The sequence below is a fragment of the Planococcus soli genome, from assembly GCF_016881065.1.
GTDB classification, from domain to species: Bacteria; Bacillota; Bacilli; order Bacillales_A; family Planococcaceae; genus Planococcus; species Planococcus soli.
The window spans coordinates 313,987-336,223 of record NZ_WXYN01000012.1; the positions used below are offsets into that span (position 1 = coordinate 313,987).

Consider the following 22,237-nt stretch of genomic DNA (forward strand, 5'->3'; position numbering starts at 1 on the left):
CTCATCCATTGTAGAAATTTTGGTAACTCCAGATGAGGATTGCGATATCGAGCATCGCCAGCACAAGGAATCCAATACGGAAATTGGTATGTTTCGTTTTGTGGCGGAATGCCATCATTCCGAGATAGGCGCCAATGCCCCCGCCGAATATGGCCACGGTCCATAAGTTCTTTTCCGGAATCCGTTGGCCACGGTGCTGTGCCTGCTGTTTATCGACTTTCATCATGACAAAAGCCATGACGGTCAAAATTGCAAAATAGCCAAAGATAATCAAAAACATAGGTTTTTCCTCCATAAAAAAAGACTGACGAAAATTCGTCAGTCTTTTTGTTTTTCGCTAAACGCCTCAGCATTGCAGCTTTCTAGTTGTGTGATGTCTATGGACTGCAACAAACAGGCGCTTGCGCTTTTATTATCCAGCTTCAATGACCTGCTCCTCGGGTCATAACATAACTTCCTGTGCGGCAAAAGACGCCGCTTCGGAAGTTCATCTTATGCCTGTCGGAGCATAACGGTCATTTACGCTTTTCTTATTATCCAGCTTCAGCGACTAGTCCCTCGGGGTCTAAAGTCAGCCCATCTGTGCGGAAAAAGCGCCGCTTCGATGGTCCGCCTTAAGCCTGTCGGGCCTAAACAGGCGCTTATGCTTTTATTACTTAGTTACTGCGTTTTTAGCTTGGTCAACCAATGCTGTGAATGCAGCTGCATCAGATACAGCGATTTCAGCTAGCATTTTGCGGTTGATGTCGATGCCTGCAACTTTCAATCCGTGCATAAGACGGCTGTATGAAATGTCGTTCAAGCGAGCTGCTGCGTTGATACGTGTGATCCAAAGTCTACGGAAATCACGTTTTTTGTTGCGACGGTCACGGTAAGCATAGTTACCTGACTTCATCACCTGTTGGTTTGCTACTTTGAAAAGGATGTGCTTTGCACCATAATAACCTTTTGCTAATTTAATGACCTTTTTACGACGCTGGCGCGTCACTGTTCCACCTTTTACGCGTGGCATATCACATTACCTCCTGCTGAATATATAAAATTCGATTTTTTGTTGCATGTCCAGACTTCAGCGCCCAGATTCTCGGGATCATTAGCCAAAGTGGTTATGCGGCAAAAAGCTCCGCTCCGCCTCTTCGTCTCGTGCCCGCCCAATCTATACGGACGCTTATGCTTTTCTTACTTCATGTTATAGATTAAAGATTTGATGCGTTTCAAGTCGCCTGAAGAAACAAGTTTCCCTTTGCGAAGTTTACGCTTTTGCTTAGTAGATTTGTTTGCAAATAAGTGGCTAGTGTGTGAGCTGTTGCGTCTTACTTTACCAGTACCCGTTTTTTTGAAACGTTTTGACGCACCGCTATGGCTTTTCATTTTCGGCATTTCGAATTCCTCCTAAACAATGATCTCTTATTCTTTTTCGTTGACTGGTGCAAGCATCAAGAACATGCTGCGGCCATCCATTTTAGGGCGCTGTTCAACCGTCGCAACATCTTTGCACGCTTCTGCGAAACGTTCAAGAACACGTTGTCCGATTTCTTTGTGCGTAATCGCACGGCCTTTAAAACGAATAGAAGCTTTCACTTTGTCGCCTTTTTCAAGGAACTTGATTGCATTGCGAAGTTTCGTGTTGAAATCGTGATCGTCAATTGAAGGGCTTAAGCGTACTTCTTTGACGATAATCACTTTCTGATTTTTACGGATTTCACGATCTTTCTTCTGTTGCTCAAACTTGAACTTACCGTGGTCCATGATACGAGCAACCGGCGGCTTAGCTTGAGGAGCCACAAGAACAAGATCCAAGTTGACACGAGCTGCAATTTCAAGTGCTTCGTTACGCGTTTTGATGCCAAGTTGTTCACCGTTTTGATCAATAACTCGCAACTCACGTGCACGAATACCTTCATTTACATTGATGTCTTTGCTAATAGTAATCCACCTCCGGATAGTGTCGCGAATAGCTTAAATGTGTGAACCGGCCGAACCGGTTTACAGGGTTCCGATCAAAACAAAAGCGGATGGACCACAGAGGTCCACCCGCAAATATGACAACATGCTTCTTTCTGCATGTAAAAGTCAATCGTGTATACCTGCCAACAATCGGTCGATCAGGTGAGAAGCGGGTGCTCCTGCTTGCACATATAAGTATTCTATAACCTTATTCATAATATCACGCGCCCTAGTGACTGTCAACCGTTCTAGCGAAGTTCGCTGTGAACCAGTTTGACGAAGTCTTCAAAAAGCATGCTTTCGGACTTCTGTTCACCGTATTTCCGGACATTGACAGAACCGTCTTCCAGTTCTTTATCACCGATGACCAGCATGTATGGCACTTTTTGCATTTGTGCTTCACGGATCTTATAGCCAAGCTTTTCGTCGCGCTCATCAATATCAACGCGGATTTTATGAGATTGCAGTTTTTCCTGCAGCTCTTTTGTATAAACACTGTGCGCGTCAAGCGAAACCGGAATCAATTCCACTTGCACTGGTGCAAGCCAAGTCGGGAAAGCTCCTTTGTATTCTTCGATCAGGAACGCAACAAAGCGCTCCATTGTCGAAACAACCCCGCGGTGAATAACGACCGGACGGTGCTGTTTGCCGTCTTCGCCGATATACGACAAATCAAAACGTTCCGGCAAAAGGAAATCAAGCTGGACAGTCGACAGTGTCTCTTCTTTGCCAAGAGCTGTTTTCACCTGGACATCCACTTTCGGTCCGTAGAATGCGGCTTCGCCTTCAACTTCTGTATAATCGATTTCCAGCTCATCCATCGCTTCTTTCAGCATCGCCTGAGCACGGTTCCACATGGCGTCGTCGTCAAAGTATTTTTCTTTATCCGCTGGATCACGGTAAGACAAACGGAACGAATAATCCTTGATGTCAAAATCCTTATACACTTCAACTACTAAATTCACCACGCGCTTAAACTCTTCTTTAATTTGGTCAGGTCGGACAAAGATGTGAGCGTCATTCAGCGTCATCCCGCGAACACGCTGCAGTCCTGATAATGCGCCTGACATTTCATAGCGGTGCATCAATCCGAGTTCTGCAATACGGATCGGCAGCTGGCGGTATGAATGAATGCCTTGTTTGAAAATCATCATATGATGCGGGCAGTTCATCGGACGCAAGACCAATTCTTCGTTGTCCATTTTCATAACCGGGAACATGTCTTCCTGGTAATGATCCCAGTGGCCGCTAGTCTTGTACAGTTCTACACTGCCCATAACAGGAGTATAGACGTGGTCATAGCCCAAACGCTCTTCTTTGTCGACGATATAACGTTCGATGATGCGGCGAATTGTCGCACCTTTTGGCAGCCACATTGGCAAGCCTTGGCCAACCTTTTGGGAGTTCATGAATAAATTCAATTCTTTCCCGATTTTACGGTGGTCGCGTTCTTTTGCTTCTTCCAGCATTTCAAGATGCGCTTTCAAATCTTCTTTTTTGAAGAAAGCAGTTCCGTAGATGCGCTGAAGCATTTTGTTGTCGCTGTTCCCTCTCCAATACGCTCCGGCTACACTCAATAATTTAAACTCTTTCAATTTTCCAGTCGACGGTACATGAATTCCCCGGCAAAGGTCAAAAAAGTCGCCCTGCTCGTAGATAGATACTTGGTCATCTTCCGGAATCGCTTCAAGCAGTTCCAATTTGTATGGATCCTCAATTGCCGCAAATCGTTGCTGCGCTTCTGCACGTGTTACGTCGTGGCGAATGATCTCGACGTTTTCGTTGATGATTTGCTTCATTTCTTTTTCAATCAGCGGCAAATCTTCTGAAGTGATCGCTGATTCTGTATCGATGTCATAATAAAAGCCGTTTTCGATAACCGGACCAACTCCAAGTTTGGCATCCGGATACATCCGCTTGATCGCCTGTGCCAATAAATGTGCAGTGCTATGGCGCAATACTTCCAATGCTTCGTCGGATTCAGGAGTGATGATGGCAATTTCCCCATCTTCTTTTAAAGGTGCACGCAAGTCGACCAGTTGGCCGCCTACTTTGCCGGCCAACGCTTTTTTGCGCAACCCCGGGCTGATTGATTGTGCAATTTCTTCAGTAGTTGTGCCCTGTTCAAACTCTTTTACTGCTCCATCAGGGAATTTTAGTTGAATCATGTCTGCCATGCCAATCTCTCCTTTTAGTTAAATCTGGTGGAAATGCCCGTGCCACAGGGTCTGGCCTGGCATTTCCTTTTTTAAACACAAAAAAGCCCCATCCCAAAAGGGACGAAGCTTTAGCTCGCGGTTCCACCCTTCTTCTATTCGAAACGGACGAGTCCGTTCGGAATGAAGCTCTGCATCGGCTAACGGGCCGGTTCCGTCAGCTGCTACTAAGGAGACTGTTCACAGCTGCTGCTCGAAGGCGGTAAGCGGGATTGCCGGTACTTAAGAAGCTTGCAGCCTGGGCTTCTCTCTCTGAAAGTCGTACAAATCCGCTCATGTCCTTGTCAAGGCATGTAAAATCTTGGTTCGATTGTTTTTACTATAAACCGAAATACTGGATAATGCAATAGGTCTGCGGTTAATTTCGGCGGTTGCGACCGTCAAGCTTGACCGGTTTGGTCAGCGCCCGAATCCGTTCCATGATGCGTGCAGCTTTCAAATCTTCTTTCTCGCCGCGCTGCGAATAGGTTAGGTGATACTCCAGCTCGGAATAGCTGAAATTTGACGACATAAACGTCGGCAACTTCTCAGACATCCGGTAATGGAGAATCGTGCCCAGCACCTCGTCACGTGTCCAGCTCGACATCGCTTCAGCCCCAATGTCATCAAGCATCAGCACATCGGCCTTTTTGACGTAGTCGACCTTTTCCTGCAGCGTCTGGTCACCGATCGCCTGTTTCATTTCCCGCATAAATTCCGGGACGAACACCAGCACCGATTTGACATTCATCTCCGCCAATTCGTTGGCGACAGCACTCAGCAAATAAGACTTGCCGATACCGAATTGTCCATACAGATACAAACCTTTTTCCGGCAAGTTATCGGGGCCGGTTGCTTGATCCAGGAATTCACCGACTGCGCGGAACGCTTCCATGCGGCTGTCATCCAGGTCAAATCCGTCGATTGTCGCTTGCATAACTTCTTTTGGCATGTACATGCTGTGGATCAATGATGAAGCATGGCGTTTATTGTCGCTCGCTTCTTTCAGGCGGCATTTCGTGTAGGAAATTCCGATGGTTCCCCGCTCCAACACCAAATTCGGCTCAAAGCCTTTCAAGTGGTTGATGCAGGCATCCAAGCTCGGGCATTTATTGCAGTCATGGGATTGATCGATATACTCGTACAATTTCCCAAGGCCTCTATCGATGGTCGGTGCGTTAATTTCGTCAGCATGATTTTCCAGGAATTTTTGGACTCCTGGATGTTCCAGCACTTCTTTGCGCATCTCACTGTACCTCTCAGAAAAAGCAGGCGCATTGACCACACGTTTTAAGGTTTCGCGAATCGGTTCCATTTAACCACCTTTTCCTTTCTTCAGCGCAAGTTTTGCGAGAAGTTTTTGCTTTTCCACTTCCAGGCTTTCGTTTCTCGGTTCTGCTTTGGCGGCGGGTGCATCATTTTTTTTATGGAACCATTCCGGCAGCTTTTCTTCACGCACCGGTTTACGGTTTCCATTGCCTGTAAACGGTTTAGCCACAGTCGTAGGTGATCCTTCCGACTTCCATTTCATATACTGCGTGTGCTCAACACGCGCCAGCTCCATCGCTTCTTTAGCGGTTGTTACATTTTTCCGCAGCCAATGCGAAGCAATCTTTTCCACATAAGCTTTGGTCAGTTTCATATCGGTGCGCAGCAGGACATAATGAAGCAGGACATTGACGACTGCCGGTTTCATGCCATGAGTTACAACCAATTGATTGGCCAGCTGGACATCCGCCGGCAGCGGCTCGTTGCCATTGGCAATGTCACGCAGCACTTGGATCGGCGGCGCCGTCTCCAAATAAATTAGCAATTCATCCTGTTTCGTTTTTGGCACATCTTCTGTCGCCTTTGGCTCTTCTTTTTGTACTTGCACAAGCTGCGGCGCCGTTGTTGAAACCGTCAGCTTGTAATATTCAGATGCTGATTTTTTCAGGCCTTCAACCGTTAAATTATAATCGTCTTCGATTGCCAATAAGATCACTTTTTGCATTTCCAACGGCCCCCAACTATACAAATAGGCCAGTTTGGAAATAAAGTCCCTGATGGTAGCTGTCAGCACGCGTTTCGGTACCAGCTGTTCAGAAAGTCCTTGGCGCAGCATAGCAAAATCAAATTCTGCATCGGCTTCATACGCGCCTTGCTTCCGTTCCTGCAGATCCTGCTTAGCGGATGGATATCCTGCTTTAGCGTGGACCGGCTGAAAAATATCCGTGAAAGTCCGTGATACTTCTTTAAAATCTTCCGGAACTTCCGAGTGGATCAGAAAGCGGTCCCGAACCCTGCGATAGGAAGGTTCTCCAATTTTGCTGAACAGGAACATCGACAACAACGGATCCATAAAAAAGGTTTTTGGATCCAGCGGAGGGCAAAGTTCATAAATAAAGCAGCGGTTGCCATTGTCTTTCCGGTAGGTTTTCAACAGCCCGATCGCTTCCAGTTGAATCCTTGCTTCAAAAATCTTCGAAATGGGGTTTCCCAATGTGTTCATTAATGTGTAATGGGTCGCCTCATCACCGGAAGCTTCTCCTTCAGCCCAAAGCGTTAAATAAAACGCGGTGGCTTCAGCGCCGATCATCGGCTGATACAGCAGCGTCAGAAGCTGCCGGTCGTAGTTCGAAAATGGATAAGGCAGACGGATTCGATAAGGATCGCCAGGCTGCAATTCTTTATAGTATGCAGTCATAAGTCACCGCCTTAGTCGATTTTCTTATCTTCCGGACTTTTGTTCAGCAAATCCTTCAGTTCGTCGATAAAAACAGTAATGTCTTTAAACTGGCGATAGACAGATGCAAAGCGGACATAGGCCACTTCATCGATTGCTGCAAGCCGATTCATGACCAGCTCACCGACTTCTTCGGATTTCACTTCCGGGTTGCCCGCCCGGCGAAGGTCTTTCTCGATGGTAAAGACCACTTCTTCCAATGCTTCAAGAGATACCGGCCGCTTCTCACATGCACGAATCAAGCCGCGCAGTACTTTTTCACGGCTGAACTCTTCACGTGAGCCATCTTTTTTGACGACAATCAGCGGCATCTCTTCCACTTTTTCAAAAGTAGTAAAGCGATAACCGCACGATTCACATTCTCTGCGCCTTCTGATTGATTTCATTTCATCTATCGGCCGCGAATCGACAACACGTGTGCCGTTATGTTGGCAAGCTGGACATTTCATTTTGACATCTCCCTAACTTCTCTATCTAGTGTATCTAGTATAACAAAAATTCATCGGGAAAATAGAAAAAGCAGAGGATTTTATCCTCTGCTTTCGTGTTTTTCGTTAAATGGATTATACAGTTACTGAAACTTTGGATTTTCCAACACTGACCGGACCCATACCGCGCGGAATTTCGACAAGCTCGCTTGAGGTTGACCCTAGCGCTTCTGCGATATACTTCGCTGCTATTGTTGGATCTAAGTCGCCGCAAGTGTAAACATCTACACTGGCGTAGCCGTGTTCCGGGAAACTGTGAATAGTTAAGTGAGATTCAGAAATGATCACAACTCCGCTGACACCTTGTGGCGCGAATTTATGAAAAGCTACCTCTCTTACTTCAGCTCCGGATTTGAGTGCTGCATCAACAAAAGTTTGTTCGATAAAATCCATATCGTTTAATTTGTCAAAATCACACTGCCAAAGTTCTGCAATTACGTGACGTCCCATTGTTTCCATGGTTCGTTTTCCCCCTTTGATATCATTTTGTTTTTTGCGCAAAATATTCAAAGTTGACTACCACGGGGGAAAGTTAGTCCAAAGAGGTCCTAACCCTTTAAGCAGTCATGTGAATAAAAAATCTTACGCTCCTAATTCCGAAATGCACGATGGAAATTCAGAAGTGGTAGCTGTTTTTCAACTACGATTCATAGTATAAAACGTATTAATTGTAAATGCAATAATAATATCTTATTAATCCTGAATTTTTTTCAGTAAATTTTCCAAAAAAAAACCGTTTCTCCATTTGGAACTGGAGAAACGGGGCGAATAGCCTTATTTAGATACCAACACCAAAGCATTTGCGACTTTTTTTGTCAGATCAATGACGCGCGCTGAATATCCCCATTCGTTGTCATACCATGCAAGAACTTTTACTTTGCGTTTGCCAATCACCATGGTCGATAATCCATCAACTATGGCAGAGTTTGGGTTGCTGTTGAAATCAACAGACACCAGCGGCTCCATTGTCAGGCTTAAAATTCCTTCCATGCCATTTTCCGATGCTTCTTCAAAAGCCTGATTGACTTCTGCAATCGTCACATCCGACTCCAAATCCACCACCAGGTCGACCAGCGATACATTCGGCGTCGGTACCCGCAATGCCATGCCATGCAGTTTGCCCTGCAATTCCGGTATCACCAATGATAGCGCTTTCGCCGCACCGGTGGAAGTTGGAATGATCGATTGGGCACATGCACGTGCTCGGCGAAGATCTTTATGCGGATTATCCAAGTTCTGCTGGTCATTCGTGTAGGAATGGATTGTTGTCATCAAGCCGTTTTCAATGCCGAATTTGTCATGCAGCACTTTTACGACCGGCGCCAGGCAATTCGTTGTGCAGCTGGCATTGGAGATGATGTCATGCTTTTCGATATCCAGCTTGTCTTCGTTGACGCCCATAACAATTGTGATATCTTCTTTTTTGCCAGGTGCTGTCAAAATCACTTTTTTAGCTCCCGCTTCCAAATGCAATGCCGCTTTATCGCGGGAATTGAATTTTCCAGTTGCTTCAATGACAATGTCAATGCCCAGTTCTTTCCATGGCAGATTCAATGGATCACGTTCACTAACCAATTGAATTCGTTTCCCGTTAACAATTAATGCATCTTCTTCTGAAGATACGTCACCTGCGAAGGTGCCGTGATTTGTGTCATACTTAATCAAATGCGCAAGGGTTTCAGCTGGATAAGTGGCGTTGACTGCCGTAATTGTGACGTCATCCATCAGTATCGCCTGTCTGAAAACCATACGGCCAATACGGCCAAATCCGTTAATTGCAATAGAAACTGTCATGTAGGAATCCTCCGTTTATAATTAAGTTATACTCATCTTTTTAATTTCTTATATAGTATAACACAATTAACTATTTAGAGAACCTTAAAACCGGCATATCTTTTATTCTTTTTCAATGCTCGCCTGCCAGGTGTCCAAAATTCGGTTTAACTGTTTTTTTGTTTCATCCAATGTGCCGTTGTTGTAGATGACAGCGTCTGCCCCATCTTCTTTTACCGACATTGGCAATTGGGAACTGATGCGTGCCCGTGCCTCCTGTTCAGTAAAGCCATTGCGCTCTACTAATCGGTCGAATTGATTTTCTTCGGTCACACTGACGACCAGAATTTTGTCCACCAAATGCTGAAGGCGGCTCTCGAATAATAGCGGAATATCCATGATGATTGTCTTGAATCCCTGCGTTATAAACTCCTCGCGCTGCCGCAGCATTTCCTGGCGGATGGCCGGATGTATGATATCGTTGAGGATTTTGCGGCTTGCCGGATCATTAAAGATGATCGCTCCGACCTTGGCGCGGTCCATTGTCCCGTCTTCTTGGATCACTTCTGGCCCGAACGCCTGCACAATTTGCGACAAGGTATCGGAACCGGGTTCTACAACCAGGCGCGCCACAAGATCAGCATCAACGATTGGATAGCCTAAATTTTTCAACATTCCGGATACTGTACTTTTTCCACTGGCAATACTGCCTGTCAGTCCAATGATCATCGTCCATCCTCATTTCTGGCAAGTCGGGCAATATACTGATGCCCGCCCGCCGATTTTCAAGGTTTTTGTTGCGGTGCCGCAAATTACGCAATGCTTTTTTCCATACATGCCAAAACGGTTTTGCATGCTGCCCGATTCGCCATTGATGTTGCGGTAATCGGATATTGTGCTGCCGCCTGCTTCGATGCTCTCCAGCAAAATCGCGACGACCGTTTCAAATAATTCCACTTTGCGTTTTTTACTGATGCGGCCGGCTGACCGATTTGGATGGATTTTCATTTTAAAAAGTGCTTCTGTTGCATAAATATTGCCGCAGCCGGAAATGATCTGCCCATCCATGATCACTTCCTTGATCGCCTTGTTCTTGTATTTCGGACTTTCTGCCATTACCAAAAAATGATCAAGCGCCACTGCCTCGAAAGGTTCTGGCGCCATCAGCAGCAAAGGCGGAAAATCCCCTTCCTCTCGTAATATCCGCATTTCCCCAAAACGGCGGATATCAGAAAATGCCAGCAGGTTGCCGTCGCTTAACGTTAATACGACATGGACATGGCGCCGGAATTTATCCTCGGGAATAGACTGGAGCTGGTCAACGTAAAACCAGGCTCCGGACATCCCTAAATGATTGACCAGCAGAAACTCTTCTTCATTTCGTAATGTAAAGTAAATATATTTGCTGCGCCGTTCGACGCGGATGATTTGTGCACCGACCAAACTTTCGATAAACCGGTCGGCTTCCATCCGCTTGATGATCGCTTCCTTGCCATTTGTTTTCGACACGCGGATGGTATCTGAAACCGCTACTGCCTCAATTTTTTTCCCAATGGACACGGGGCGGATCTGCCGAACGACTCCTTCCACTTCCGGAAGTTCAGGCATATCGATGCCCTCCAATCATTTAGTATCGTACCAGGTGTCGCCTTGCGCAATGTCCACTTTCAATGGAACGCTCAGCTTCACTGCATTCTCCATCACCTCAGGCACCAATTTCATCAGTTTATCCAATTCCTCGGGCGGTGCCTCGAAAATCAATTCATCGTGCACTTGCAGCAGCATGCGCGTCTGCATGTCTTCACGTTCCAACGCTGCGTCCATATCAATCATCGCTTTTTTGATGATATCCGCGGCGCTGCCCTGGATCGGCGTATTCATTGCCGTGCGTTCGGCAAAGCTGCGCAAATTGAAATTGGAGCTGGTGATGTCGGGCAAATAGCGCCGGCGATTCATCAAAGTCGTAACAAAGCCGTCGCGTTTGGCATCCGCCACAATGGTAGTCATATAGGTTTTAACGCCTGGGAAGCTGGCAAAATAACGATCGATAAATGCCGCTGCTTCTTTGCGTGTTATGTTCAAGTTTTGAGACAGGCCATAATCGCTGATGCCATAGACAATCCCAAAGTTAACGGCTTTTGCAGCGCGCCGCATATCTCCAGTCACTTCTTCTGCAGGGACATGGAACACATCACTCGCTGTTGTCGTATGGATATCACGGTCGTCTTTAAAGGCCTGGACGAGGCGCTCGTCTTCCGACATGTCTGCCAGGACGCGCAACTCGATCTGCGAATAATCGGCCGCAACCATCACCCAGCCAGGTTCTGACGGGACAAAGGCCTTGCGGATTTTACGGCCTTCTTCAAGGCGCACCGGGATGTTCTGCAAGTTGGGGTTCGTCGAACTAAGCCGGCCGGTCGTTGTCAGGGCCTGCTGGAAACGGGTATGAACTTTTCCGTCCTTATGGATTTCTTTCAATAAACCTTCTATATAAGTGGAGAGCAGTTTGCCCAGCTGGCGGTACAACAGGATATGCGAAATGATTTCATGCTGCCCTTCCAATTTTTCCAGAACATCAGCGGCTGTGGAGTAGCCCGTTTTGGTTTTCTTTAAAGGCGGCAATCCCAGGTTTTCAAACAACACTACGCCTAATTGCTTGGGCGAATTGATATTGAATTCCTGTCCCGCCAGGCTGTATATATCCGTCTCGATTTTTTCGAGTTTATGGGACAATTCCTTGCCCATTTCCGACAATTGGTTGCGGTCGACCATCACGCCGAGCGATTCCATCTGTCCAAGGACTGTCGCTAAAGGAAGTTCCAGTTTATCGTATAAATCAAACTGTTCATTTTCTTCGAGTTTTTCCATGACCAACGGGCGCACTTTCCAAATGGTCCGCGCTTTTCTGGCAATGTGCTCGTGGAGAATAACATCTTCCGGCACTTTCTTTTTCGCACCTTTGCCATAAATCTGCTCGTTTGTCGACACATCTGTATAGCCGTATTCCTGGACGATGCTCGCCATATCCGTGTACGTCAACGATGGATTAACGATATAAGCCCCCAGCATCAAGTCAAAGTCTACACCTTTCAGTTCAATGCCGCAGCGCAGGAAGGCTGCTGTCGCTGCTTTGGAATCTGCCATAAACTTTTTCTTCGAAGGATCTTTAAACCACGCACGGAATGCCTCCGAATGCTCAACAACATCCATGGGAATCACATAGGTTTCTGTCTCTGTCGCCAAAGAAACTCCAAGCAAATCGCAGCTATGATAATGTTCATCGTACAATTCCAAATGGACTGCCATCTCATCTTTCAGTATAGATGGATCAATGCTTGTCACTACTTCGAACGTCAATTCTTCTTTGACGGTTTCTTCTGCTGTGTACTCCATCTTCTCTAATAGCGATTTAAACGCCAATTCGTTCCATACTTTCACTAATTCGTCCTGGTCTGGTCCGTCATAGCTCAATTCTTCAATTTTGATTTCAATCGGCGCATTGCGTTCGATTGTAGCAAGCTGTTTGGAGATATAGGCAAGGTCTTCATTGGCAACCAGCTTTTCTTTCATCTTGCCTTTTTGCTGATCGATGGCGGCATAAACCCCTTCAACTGAACCGTGTGCTGCCAATAGTTTCAGCGCTGTTTTTTCACCTACGCCGGGAACACCCGGAATATTGTCGGAGGCATCGCCCATCAGGCCTTTCATATCGATAATCTGGTCTGGCGTTAGTCCGTATTTCTCTTTAATGTGCTCGACTGTGTATTTTTCAATATCGGTAATGCCTTTGCGCGTAATATATACAGTTGTCGAAGGCGAAGCCAATTGCGTCAAATCTTTATCTCCTGAAATGACCACGACTTCGTCGCCTTCCCGCTCCGCTTCCAGGCTCAACGTTCCGATAATGTCATCCGCTTCGTAATTTTCCAATTCGTAGCGTTTGATCCGGTACGCATCGATCAGTTTTTTCAAATAAGGAAATTGTTCCGACAGTTCGGGCGGCGTTTTCTGTCGTCCACCTTTATATTCACTGAATGTTTTGTGGCGGAACGTGGTTTTCCCCGCATCGAAAGCCACAATCATGTGCGTAGGTTTTTCTTCTTCCAATATTCGTTGAAGCATCATGGTAAATCCATATACAGCATTCGTGTGGATGCCGTTTTCATTGGTCAGCAGCGGCAAGGCAAAAAACGCCCGGTACGCCAAACTGTTCCCATCTAATAAAAGTATTTTCTTTGCCACAAAATTACCCCTCTCCATAAAAAAGCCGTCATTCCCTTTATTTTACCACGCAGGCAAATAGAAGAGAAATGACGGCCGCAGCCTTATTCGAAATTACCGGACAGGATATCCGCATATGGTGAATCCGACGGCAGAATAATGACCGTATCATCACCGATTGTTTTCTTATAGGATTCCAAAGAACGGTAAAGTTCGTAAAATTCCGGGTCTTTCGAGAAGGATTCGTTGTAAATGATCGCAGCTTCCGATTCACCTTCAGCCTGGATCAATGCGGCTTCTTTTCGTGCAGTCGCAATGACTTCCTGTGCTTCACGGTCAGCTTGCGCTTCGATTTCGCGTTTTTTTGCATCTCCCTGCGACAGATAATCCTGAGCTGTGGAATCACGTTCGGAAATCATCCGTGTATAGACGGATTGCTCGTTTTCTTCCGGCAAATCCGTCCGCTTCATCCGAACATCCAGCACCTGGATGCCGTATTGGTCTTTCTCCAGCAACTCATTGACTTTTGCCGTGACGCTATCGTTCAAGCTGCCGCGGGAAGAATTTTCATCGTTAATAATTTCTTCGTAATTTAGCTGCCCCAGTTCTGTCCGGACGACGGAATAGATGAATTCTTCCATCCGCGACTCTGCATTGACAATCGTCCCGGCATTGGAAATCAGATCAAGCGGGTTTACAACATGCCAGACGGCGTAATTGTCGATAATGATGCGCTTTTTATCTTTCGTGTTGATTTCGGCTTCTGATACATCATAAGTCATTTGGTAGTTGGGCAAGGTTGTCACGCTTTGAACGAACGGTATTTTCATTTTGATGCCCGGTTCTTCCTGGATTTTCACCACTTCACCAAATTGGCGGACAACGCGGTATTCATTTTCCTTGACCACGTAAACACTCGTCAAGACGATAAGCAGCAATGCAAATGCGACAACCAGACCGACGATCAGTTTCCAGTATTTCTTGAAGTCGATCGGATCTTTCGGCTCTTTTTTCTTTTTCGGCTTTTCGTATGGATTGTACTTCTTCACTTCTTCTAAGGGTTTCTTCGGTTCCATCAGTTGCCGCCCCCTTCTTCATCTGCCGCTTCCTCTTCTACTGCTGGTGGAACGGCTGTCTGCATGCCGTCAAGCGGCAAGTATTTCATGGTGCCGCCTTCGTCGTTCATGATGTACAATTTGGCGTTCGGCAGGACCGATTCCAATGTTTCCATAATAATTCGCTGCTTGGTGACTTCCGGATTGGTTTCATACTCCACGTAAAGCTTGTCAAAAAGCGCAACATCTCCAGTCGCCTGTTGGACACGCGATACTTTCTCACCCTCAGCGCGCGAATTGATTGCCGCTTTTTCACCTAGCGCTTCATTGCGCTTCTGGTTTTCATATTTTCTGGCTTCGTTTATTTTTGTATTCATCGTTTCCCGGGCATCTGTTACATTCGTGAACGCCGCCCGCACTTCTTCGTTTGGCAGTTCCACATCCTGCAGTTTGACAGCCAGAACCGTAATGCCGATATCGTATTTATCAATCAGCGAGGCAAGCAAATTGCGTGTTTCAGCTTCAATTTCCGCTTTTCCGGAAGTCAGCGCGTCATCGATCAACGAACTGCCAATGATGGAGCGGATAGATGCTGATGTGGCGTCGTGCAAAATATCCTGCGGGGCTTCTGCATTGAACAGGTATTTTTTAGGATCTGTGATTTTCCATTGGACCACCAGATCGGTGAGGACGATATTTTCATCTCCAGTAATCATTTTGGTTTCCTTATCAAAGGCTACGATCTCGCCTTCTTCATTCTGGTTATAACCGAATTGCAGGCTATAGGTTTCTTTAGACAGGATTTCCGCTCTTTGTATTGGCCACGGCATCTTAAAATGCAAACCGGCTTCTGTAACGGTTTCATTGGCTACACCGAATGTGACAATGACTGCCTGTTCCGATTCGTCTACTGTATACCAGGAAGTGAAAACTGCAATGAGCAGTCCAATTCCGGCAATAGACAAACCAATCACTGCCAATAATTTTTTAGTCGTCATGATACGTCCCCCTTTTTCCTTATTATCCATAATACGGAATAATAGTGAAATAGTTTCATAAAAAAAGAAAAAGAGCCCGGGGAAGGGACTCTTTTTCAAATCATGCGGTTGAAGGGGGTTCTATTAAACCTTAACATCCGAGTATGAAGCTGGTGTTAAGCTTCTGTAAATTTACCATTGATTGTTTTTATATTTTTTATAATAATTTACTTGGCGCGCCAGAAGATAGACTTTTCGCTTTAAATGCTTGTCCTGTTTATAGAACAGCGGATTGCCATACTGGCCTTTTTTAATCAAACGCTTGATGTCTTTGAGCACTGCTTTGTTGTTGACAAAATTTCGCAGAACCGCTTTCGGCACGACTGTAAACAGAAAGTCTTCATTCAAATAGGTCACAGGTTTGTCGGTCTGGTAAATGAGATCGTCAACAAAATACTCTGCCATGTTGTGCCCAAGAGCTGTGACGTAATAGCTCGAACGGCCCTGGCGAATGTTCACTTCAAACACTTTAAACTTATTATCGCGTGCATCGTATTTTAAATCGAAGTTCGCAAATCCATTATAGCCGACAGCTTCCAGGAAATTTTGCAGCTTGACCATCATATCTTTGTCGAAACGCGTGATCAGCGCTGTATAGTTGCCTATCGCTGTTACCGTATGCTCCTGCAGGACCACTTGTGCAAAAGTCACCAGCTGCGTTTTCCCTTTCGAATTCGCATAGATAACCGAATCCCACATAAAGGTATCATCACCCGGTATATAATCCTGGATGATCAATTCGTCGCGGTAGCCGCCTCCCTTGATTTGCTGGATCACTGAGTGCATTTCTTTCGGGCTTTCGACTTTGTAGACTTTTTGCTGCCCTTCAAACTTGTTTCTGGTGTATTCAATGCCGTTGCTCGGCTTGATAATAACCGGGAACATCATCTCTTCTTCAAAAGGTGCTGCTGAATTGCAGTCGTAGAAGAAGGTGGTCGGTGTTTCGATGCCGTGCACTTTGCACAACTCGTAGAAATTTGATTTGACCTGCAGCTGATTCATTAGATCTTCATTGATGTAATTAAAGACGTAATGCTCACGCAGAATCTTGGCATTTTCGATAATAAGGCGGACATAGAGATCATTTGTGCCGATCAGCAAAAGGGTTTTTCCAGGAGCTCTGTATTTACGGGCAATATCAATTAAAATATCAGCAAATTGGACATCTTCAGCGAGACCGGAACGCAGTTCAATGGTTTCGGTGATTGTGCTCAATGAAGTAAATGATAAATTTTCTTTACCGACTAAAATCGGCTTGATGCCATATGCTTCGTGAAAAGAGATGGCCATGTTGTATGCGTTCATGTCTGTACCGATTATAATTGGCAAAAATGGGTGTTTGGTTTCCATACTTTCCTCCTAAATTAACTAGCTAAAGGCAAATAAATCGTGAATGTGGTTCCGACGCCTACTGTGCTGTCGACTTCCACTTTTCCATGATGCGCCTCGATTAAGTGTTTGACAATCGAAAGTCCAAGGCCAGTACCGCCTGAATTTCGGCTGCGGGCCCGATCGACACGGTAAAAACGTTCAAATAACCGGCCGATTTCTGAGCTTTCAATTCCGATTCCCTGATCTTCCACTTGAATGACAGCTTGATTATCCTTAACAAAAAGCCGGATGGTGATTTCTGTGTTGTTTCCTGAATATGTAACTGCATTGATCAGCAGATTCATGATTACTTGTATTAGGCGATTCGCATCCCCATAAACTGTCACAGGTTTAATTTCGAGTTTCAGCCCGATCGATTTCTCATTGATTTTTGGCTGAATCATTTCCACAGCCCGCTTTATGACAGCTTTCATGTCAGTTGGCTGCGCTTTTACTTCAAATCCGCTTTGTTCTACATTCGATAAATCGAGCAGATCGTTAATGAGCATTTCCAGCCGATTGCTTTCTGTATGGACAATTTCCAAAAATGATAGCAACGTATCTGTATCTTTGTACGCACCATCAAGCAGCGTTTCCGAAAAACCTTTAATAGAAGTTACCGGCGTCCGAAGTTCGTGGGATACGTTGGCCACAAAATCTTTGCGTATTTGCTCCAGCCTTTTCAGTTCTGTGATGTCATGAAAAACAATGACGATTCCAAGCCAGCGCTGATGCTCTCCAATAACAGGCGCTCCGTAGACATTCAGGTTTTTCAAATTCAACCCTGACATAAATTCAATTTGCGCACGCGAATGCGTTTCAGTCATAAAGACATTTTCGATAAAATCTTCCAGTTCATAGGGCACGTGGATTTCTTTATAGAATTTACCCAGGGTATTTTCCGTAGACAGCTCAAATTCTTCCAAGAAGGGTTTATTGACCAGTGAAACAGCCCCTTGCCTGTCGATCATAATCAATGCGCTGCCCATGTTTTCAATCAGGGTTTTCAACCGCTCCTGCTCCATCACCCGAACTGCTGTGATTTCCTGCAGGTTGCGGGCCAGCACATTGATGGTCCGGCTCAACTCAACACTGGCTTGAGCATTGGATTCCGATGCTCGCGCCCGGTAATTCCCTTTGACCAATTCCATCGCCGTCTCCGTAGCATTTTCGATCGGTTTGATGTTCACTTCTATGATCCGGCTGCCGACAATCGCTGAGAATAGAAGAGCAAGGACAAAAGCAAAAAACAATATCAGCCAAATCTCTGTTTTATTTTCAGCATTCGCATAGATCGGCAGGAGTTGATGCACGACAATGAACAAACCTGCCAGCATCATACCAATCCACACCAGCAGGGTGATCAGCAGGCGATGCCGAAAGGACTTCATAAGCTTTTCGGCTCCTCGAATTTATAGCCCAGTCCCCGAATGGTTTTTATGAACGTCGGCTTTCGGCTATTTTCTTCTATCTTATCGCGCAAATGGCTGATGTGGACATCGACAATGCGCGTGTCCCCTGCGAAATCGTATTTCCACACGGCGCTCAGCAGCTGATCCCGGGTCAATACCCGATTTTTGTTTTCCATTAGATACACCAGCAATTCAAATTCTTTCGGTGTAAACTCCAGCTGCTCTTTGTTAAGGAAAACTTCGAATCGATCAGGATAAACATCCAATTTGCCGAGAGAAATCGGTGCAGACGAATCCTGCTGCGGAGTAGGAACATTGTTCGCTCTTCTCAACACAGCTTTGATGCGTGCGACAACTTCCCGCGGGCTGAATGGTTTGGTCATGTAATCATCCGCACCCAGTTCCAATCCCAACACCTTATCAAATTCATCGCCTTTAGCCGTTAACATGATGATGGGTGTATTAACTTTTTGCTGGCGCAGTGATTTGCAGACTTCTACCCCGTCCATCGACGGCAGCATGAGATCCAAGACAATCAATGATGGGTTTTCACTCAAAGCCAAGTCATAACCCTGCTTTCCATCATTGGCAATAATAGTCTCAAAACCTGCTTGAACAAGATTATAGGACAGTAAGGTTGCAATTGAATGTTCATCTTCGATAATCAATATTTTCTTCAGCATTTTACATCCTCCACACTCAGTTTGAAACCCCCATCTCAAACCGCATTAAAAATTATCAATTGCGCGAGCTGTTCAATTTTCTAGAATCCGCGGTGGGTTAGCAGTAATCTGTCCTTGTAGCGCGATTTCACCATTTTCATCGATTCCCTCAACTTTGACGGTTATTTCATTGTGCCGGATATCCACTTCGATAACCTCCAACAAAAAATCGATTGTGGCATAATGATGGACAGGCTTTAAAAATTTCAGTTGCTGGCCGCTGATATAAGAGCCGGGACCCGGTATATGCTTGGATACCGCCGAGGTAAGAATTCCCGTCAACATGATAGTTGGCACCACAGGCTTTTCAAAAACCGTCTGCGAAGCAAAATCGTGTTGAATATACAGCGGATTGCTGTCATTTGTCAAACCCAGATAGAGAAGAAGATCTTTGTCTTCAATCTTTTCCGTCAGCTTCAGTTTCTCGCCGATTTTGATTTCTTCTACTGTCCGGCCTAATTTTCGCTTTTTCCCAAGCAACAAACAACATCCCTCCATTTTCTTGATACTCCTATAGTATCAATTTAGCCAATGAAAGTGCAAGCTCCTAAGGTAGCAGTAAAACAGTACGGAACTGCGATATTAAAAAAACGAACAGGGACAATTCCCTGTTCGCCCCAATTATAAATTAGGCCAGCACTTTCATGACGGCTCTTACCGAATCCGCTGATTGATTTAATAAAGCTTTCTCTTCTTCGTTTAAATCAATTTCAATAATCTTTTCAATCCCGTTTGCTCCCAGGATAGTTGGTACACCTAGATAAATGCCGTCTAATCCATACTCGCCTTCTAGATATGCGATGGCTGGCAAAATGCGGCGCTGATCTTTGATGATCGCCTCCGCCATTTCCACGAGTGACGCTGCAGGTGCATAATAAGCTGAACCATTTCCTAAAAGGTTAACGATCTCTGCTCCACCTTTGCGTGTCCGCGCCACAATTTCATCCAAGCGTCCTTTGGCAATCAAGGTCTCTAATGGAATACCGCCTGCATAGGAATAACGAACAAGCGGGACCATATCATCGCCATGTCCACCTAATACGAATCCGGTAACATCTTTGACCGATACATCTAATTCTTCTGCGACAAACGTCCGGAACCGGGCAGAGTCTAATACGCCGGATTGCCCAATCACACGCTCTTTTGGAAAACCGGATGCCTGGAAGACGGTATAAGTCATGGCATCGACTGGATTCGTTAATACGATGATTGTCGTATCAGGAGAATATTTCACAATGTCCGCCGTAACAGCTTTCATAACTTTCTGGTTGGTTTGAACCAAATCATCCCGGCTCATGCCTGGCTTGCGTGCAATTCCCGCTGTGATAATGACCAAGTCTGAGTCTTTGGTGTCTTCATAATTTGAAGTTCCTGTCACGCGGGCATCAAACCCCTGGACAGGACCAGCCTCCGCCATATCCAACGCTTTGCCTTTTGCCGGATTTTCCATCGGCGGAATATCCACTATAACCACATCACCCAATTCTTTTTGAGCCAACAAGAAAGCCGTTGTAGCTCCTGTAAAACCAGAACCGATTACTGAAATCTTTTTGCGTTTGAATGTCATGAAATATCTCTCCTTTTACAGTATTTGAGTTGTGGTAAATTTCAGTTTCTACAATCACTTTGGGCACAGCTCCCGCAAAAAGCCAGGAAAAGTGCGTCTTCTTGCTTCGCTTAGCCCGTCGACACGCCGGCGCTAGGAGATTTAATGAATTGAAAGCAAGCCTATTTTCACCACTGTATTCATGAAAAATATAGAGCAAATCAGTGGAGACTCCTGCGGGCATGCGATGATCATTAATTCAACTTAAATAGCTATAAAACTTAGATTCAACTAATAAATGATACAAAAAAGGAGGGAAAAAATTCCCTCCCTCTCTTTTACTCTTATAGGTTTTTGATCAATTCATCAGCAAACTCAGAGCATTTCACTTCTGTAGCGCCGTCCATTAGACGTGCGAAGTCATAAGTTACAACTTTAGAAGCAATTGTTTTCTCCATAGAGTTTGTGATCATTGTAGCAGCTTCTACCCATCCTAAATGCTCAAGCATCAAGACGCCTGAAAGAAGTAGAGATGATGGGTTTACTTTATCAAGGCCAGCATATTTAGGTGCTGTACCGTGAGTTGCTTCAAAAATAGCATGTCCAGTATCGTAGTTGATGTTCGCTCCAGGAGCGATACCAATTCCGCCTACTTGAGCAGCCAAAGCATCAGAGATGTAATCACCGTTCAAGTTCATTGTTGCAACAACATCGAACTCGCTTGGGCGTGTAAGGATTTGCTGTAGGAAAATATCAGCGATTGAATCTTTGACAAGGATTTTGCCAGCAGCAAGTGCTTCTTCTTGTGCTTTGTTTGCAGCATCTGTTCCTTGCTCATCTTTGATTGCATCATATTGGTTCCATGTGAACACTTTATCGCCAAACTCTTGCTCAGCAACTTCATAGCCCCAGTTTTTGAAAGCTCCTTCAGTGAACTTCATGATGTTCCCTTTATGGACAAGCGTCAATGATTCACGTTTTTCAGTAATAGCATAGTTGATCGCTGCACGTACTAAGCGTTTTGTTCCTTCTTCTGAGATCGGTTTAATGCCGATCCCTGAAGACTCAGGGAAACGGATGTTTTTAACGCCCATTTCATCCTGAAGGAATGAAATCAATTTTTTCACTTCATCAGATCCGTTAGCGTACTCGATGCCCGCATAGATATCTTCTGTGTTTTCACGGAAAATAACCATATCAGTATCTTCAGGGCGTTTAACCGGTGAAGGTACGCCGTCGAAATAACGGACTGGACGCAGGCAAGTGTACAAATCAAGTTCCTGGCGAAGTGCTACGTTCAATGAACGGATACCGCCGCCGATTGGCGTTGTCAAAGGACCTTTGATTGCGATCAGGTATTCACGGATTACATCAAGAGTTTCTTCAGGAAGCCATTCGCCAGTTTCATCGAATGCTTTTTGTCCCGCAAGCACTTCTTTCCAAACAATTGATTTTTCGCCATTATAAGCTTTTGTTACTGCTTCTTCTAAAACACGTGAAGCTGCATACCAGATATCCGGTCCTGTTCCATCACCAATGATGTAAGGAATTACTGCGTTGTTGGGAACGTTCAAGATACCGTTTTCTACTGAAATTTTTTCGCCGTTAGCCATGTATAATTTCCTCCTGTGGTCAAAGTCATAGGGCTGCACAGAGTGCAAGCCCTATGAGTTATATTTTTTTATAGTAGTAAATTGCGAAAGATTTTTATCTTTCCTCAACTGGCACATAAGTCTGCATGCCCG

General features: G+C 45.3%; 21 protein-coding genes and 1 other annotated feature. All 21 genes read right to left on the reverse strand.

Annotation, left to right across the window (positions count from 1 at the left end; all coding sequences use genetic code 11):
- Position 1: 1 nt before the first annotated feature.
- The 21 genes from GJB59_RS07040 to icd all read right to left on the reverse strand — a co-directional run bounded on the left by GJB59_RS07040 (position 2) and on the right by icd (position 22,105).
- A complete protein-coding gene (locus GJB59_RS07040; protein WP_142827657.1) occupies positions 2-280 on the reverse strand; it encodes a DUF1294 domain-containing protein in 279 nt (92 codons plus the stop codon).
- 372 nt (positions 281-652) lie between these two features.
- Positions 653-1,012 (reverse strand): 50S ribosomal protein L20, encoded by a 360-nt coding sequence (rplT, locus tag GJB59_RS07045; RefSeq protein ID WP_142827656.1) that lies wholly within the window; start codon positions 1,010-1,012, stop codon positions 653-655.
- 167 nt (positions 1,013-1,179) lie between these two features.
- On the reverse strand, positions 1,180-1,380 hold the full coding sequence (rpmI, locus tag GJB59_RS07050; protein ID WP_006831131.1) for a 50S ribosomal protein L35: 201 nt from the start codon (positions 1,378-1,380) through the stop codon (positions 1,180-1,182).
- 27 nt (positions 1,381-1,407) lie between these two features.
- Positions 1,408-1,914 (reverse strand): translation initiation factor IF-3, encoded by a 507-nt coding sequence (gene infC / locus GJB59_RS07055; RefSeq protein WP_142827655.1) that lies wholly within the window; start codon positions 1,912-1,914, stop codon positions 1,408-1,410.
- Positions 1,915-1,997: 83 nt separating this feature from the next.
- Positions 1,998-2,138 (reverse strand) — a sequence feature (ribosomal protein L20 leader region).
- 57 nt (positions 2,139-2,195) lie between these two features.
- Entirely contained in the window at positions 2,196-4,124 is a 1,929-nt protein-coding gene (thrS, locus tag GJB59_RS07060) for a threonine--tRNA ligase (protein ID WP_142827654.1), read from the reverse strand.
- Positions 4,125-4,521: 397 nt separating this feature from the next.
- Positions 4,522-5,457 (reverse strand): primosomal protein DnaI, encoded by a 936-nt coding sequence (gene dnaI, locus GJB59_RS07065; RefSeq protein WP_142827653.1) that lies wholly within the window; start codon positions 5,455-5,457, stop codon positions 4,522-4,524.
- On the reverse strand, positions 5,458-6,828 hold the full coding sequence (locus tag GJB59_RS07070; RefSeq protein WP_142827652.1) for a replication initiation and membrane attachment family protein: 1,371 nt from the start codon (positions 6,826-6,828) through the stop codon (positions 5,458-5,460). It lies immediately after the preceding gene.
- Positions 6,829-6,839: 11 nt separating this feature from the next.
- Positions 6,840-7,316 (reverse strand): transcriptional regulator NrdR, encoded by a 477-nt coding sequence (gene nrdR, locus GJB59_RS07075; RefSeq protein ID WP_006831136.1) that lies wholly within the window; start codon positions 7,314-7,316, stop codon positions 6,840-6,842.
- Positions 7,317-7,430: 114 nt separating this feature from the next.
- Positions 7,431-7,814 (reverse strand): adenosylmethionine decarboxylase, encoded by a 384-nt coding sequence (gene speD, locus GJB59_RS07080; protein ID WP_142827651.1) that lies wholly within the window; start codon positions 7,812-7,814, stop codon positions 7,431-7,433.
- Positions 7,815-8,129: 315 nt separating this feature from the next.
- On the reverse strand, positions 8,130-9,149 hold the full coding sequence (locus GJB59_RS07085; protein ID WP_142827650.1) for a glyceraldehyde-3-phosphate dehydrogenase: 1,020 nt from the start codon (positions 9,147-9,149) through the stop codon (positions 8,130-8,132).
- Between the two features lie 102 nt (positions 9,150-9,251).
- Positions 9,252-9,857 carry a dephospho-CoA kinase gene (gene coaE / locus GJB59_RS07090; RefSeq protein WP_142827649.1) on the reverse strand — a complete coding sequence of 202 codons (606 nt, stop codon included), beginning with the start codon at positions 9,855-9,857 and terminating at the stop codon, positions 9,252-9,254.
- Between the two features lie 9 nt (positions 9,858-9,866).
- Positions 9,867-10,736 carry a bifunctional DNA-formamidopyrimidine glycosylase/DNA-(apurinic or apyrimidinic site) lyase gene (gene mutM, locus GJB59_RS07095; RefSeq protein ID WP_142827648.1) on the reverse strand — a complete coding sequence of 290 codons (870 nt, stop codon included), beginning with the start codon at positions 10,734-10,736 and terminating at the stop codon, positions 9,867-9,869.
- A 15-nt stretch (positions 10,737-10,751) separates the two neighbouring features.
- The gene (gene polA / locus GJB59_RS07100; protein ID WP_142827647.1) at positions 10,752-13,388 is read right to left on the reverse strand and encodes a DNA polymerase I; all 2,637 of its coding nucleotides are present in this window, start codon (positions 13,386-13,388) and stop codon (positions 10,752-10,754) included.
- Positions 13,389-13,453: 65 nt separating this feature from the next.
- On the reverse strand, positions 13,454-14,425 hold the full coding sequence (gene hflC, locus GJB59_RS07105) for a protease modulator HflC (RefSeq protein ID WP_142827646.1): 972 nt from the start codon (positions 14,423-14,425) through the stop codon (positions 13,454-13,456).
- Positions 14,425-15,402, reverse strand: coding sequence for an FtsH protease activity modulator HflK (gene hflK / locus GJB59_RS07110; protein ID WP_185960031.1), 978 nt, complete (start codon positions 15,400-15,402; stop codon positions 14,425-14,427). Before hflK ends, hflC begins: the two co-directional genes overlap by 1 nt.
- Positions 15,403-15,573: 171 nt before the next feature.
- Positions 15,574-16,791, reverse strand: a complete 1,218-nt coding sequence (locus GJB59_RS07115; protein ID WP_142827645.1) for a carboxylate--amine ligase — start codon at positions 16,789-16,791, stop codon at positions 15,574-15,576.
- A gap of 14 nt (positions 16,792-16,805) precedes the next feature.
- The gene (pnpS, locus tag GJB59_RS07120) at positions 16,806-18,203 is read right to left on the reverse strand and encodes a two-component system histidine kinase PnpS (protein WP_142827644.1); all 1,398 of its coding nucleotides are present in this window, start codon (positions 18,201-18,203) and stop codon (positions 16,806-16,808) included.
- The gene (locus tag GJB59_RS07125; RefSeq protein WP_142827643.1) at positions 18,200-18,907 is read right to left on the reverse strand and encodes a response regulator transcription factor; all 708 of its coding nucleotides are present in this window, start codon (positions 18,905-18,907) and stop codon (positions 18,200-18,202) included. Before GJB59_RS07125 ends, pnpS begins: the two co-directional genes overlap by 4 nt.
- A gap of 72 nt (positions 18,908-18,979) precedes the next feature.
- Positions 18,980-19,429 (reverse strand): MaoC/PaaZ C-terminal domain-containing protein, encoded by a 450-nt coding sequence (locus GJB59_RS07130; RefSeq protein ID WP_142828015.1) that lies wholly within the window; start codon positions 19,427-19,429, stop codon positions 18,980-18,982.
- Positions 19,430-19,574: 145 nt separating this feature from the next.
- Positions 19,575-20,513 carry a malate dehydrogenase gene (mdh, locus tag GJB59_RS07135; protein WP_142827642.1) on the reverse strand — a complete coding sequence of 313 codons (939 nt, stop codon included), beginning with the start codon at positions 20,511-20,513 and terminating at the stop codon, positions 19,575-19,577.
- A 323-nt stretch (positions 20,514-20,836) separates the two neighbouring features.
- Positions 20,837-22,105 carry an NADP-dependent isocitrate dehydrogenase gene (icd, locus tag GJB59_RS07140; RefSeq protein ID WP_142827641.1) on the reverse strand — a complete coding sequence of 423 codons (1,269 nt, stop codon included), beginning with the start codon at positions 22,103-22,105 and terminating at the stop codon, positions 20,837-20,839.
- Positions 22,106-22,237: the final 132 nt, after the last annotated feature.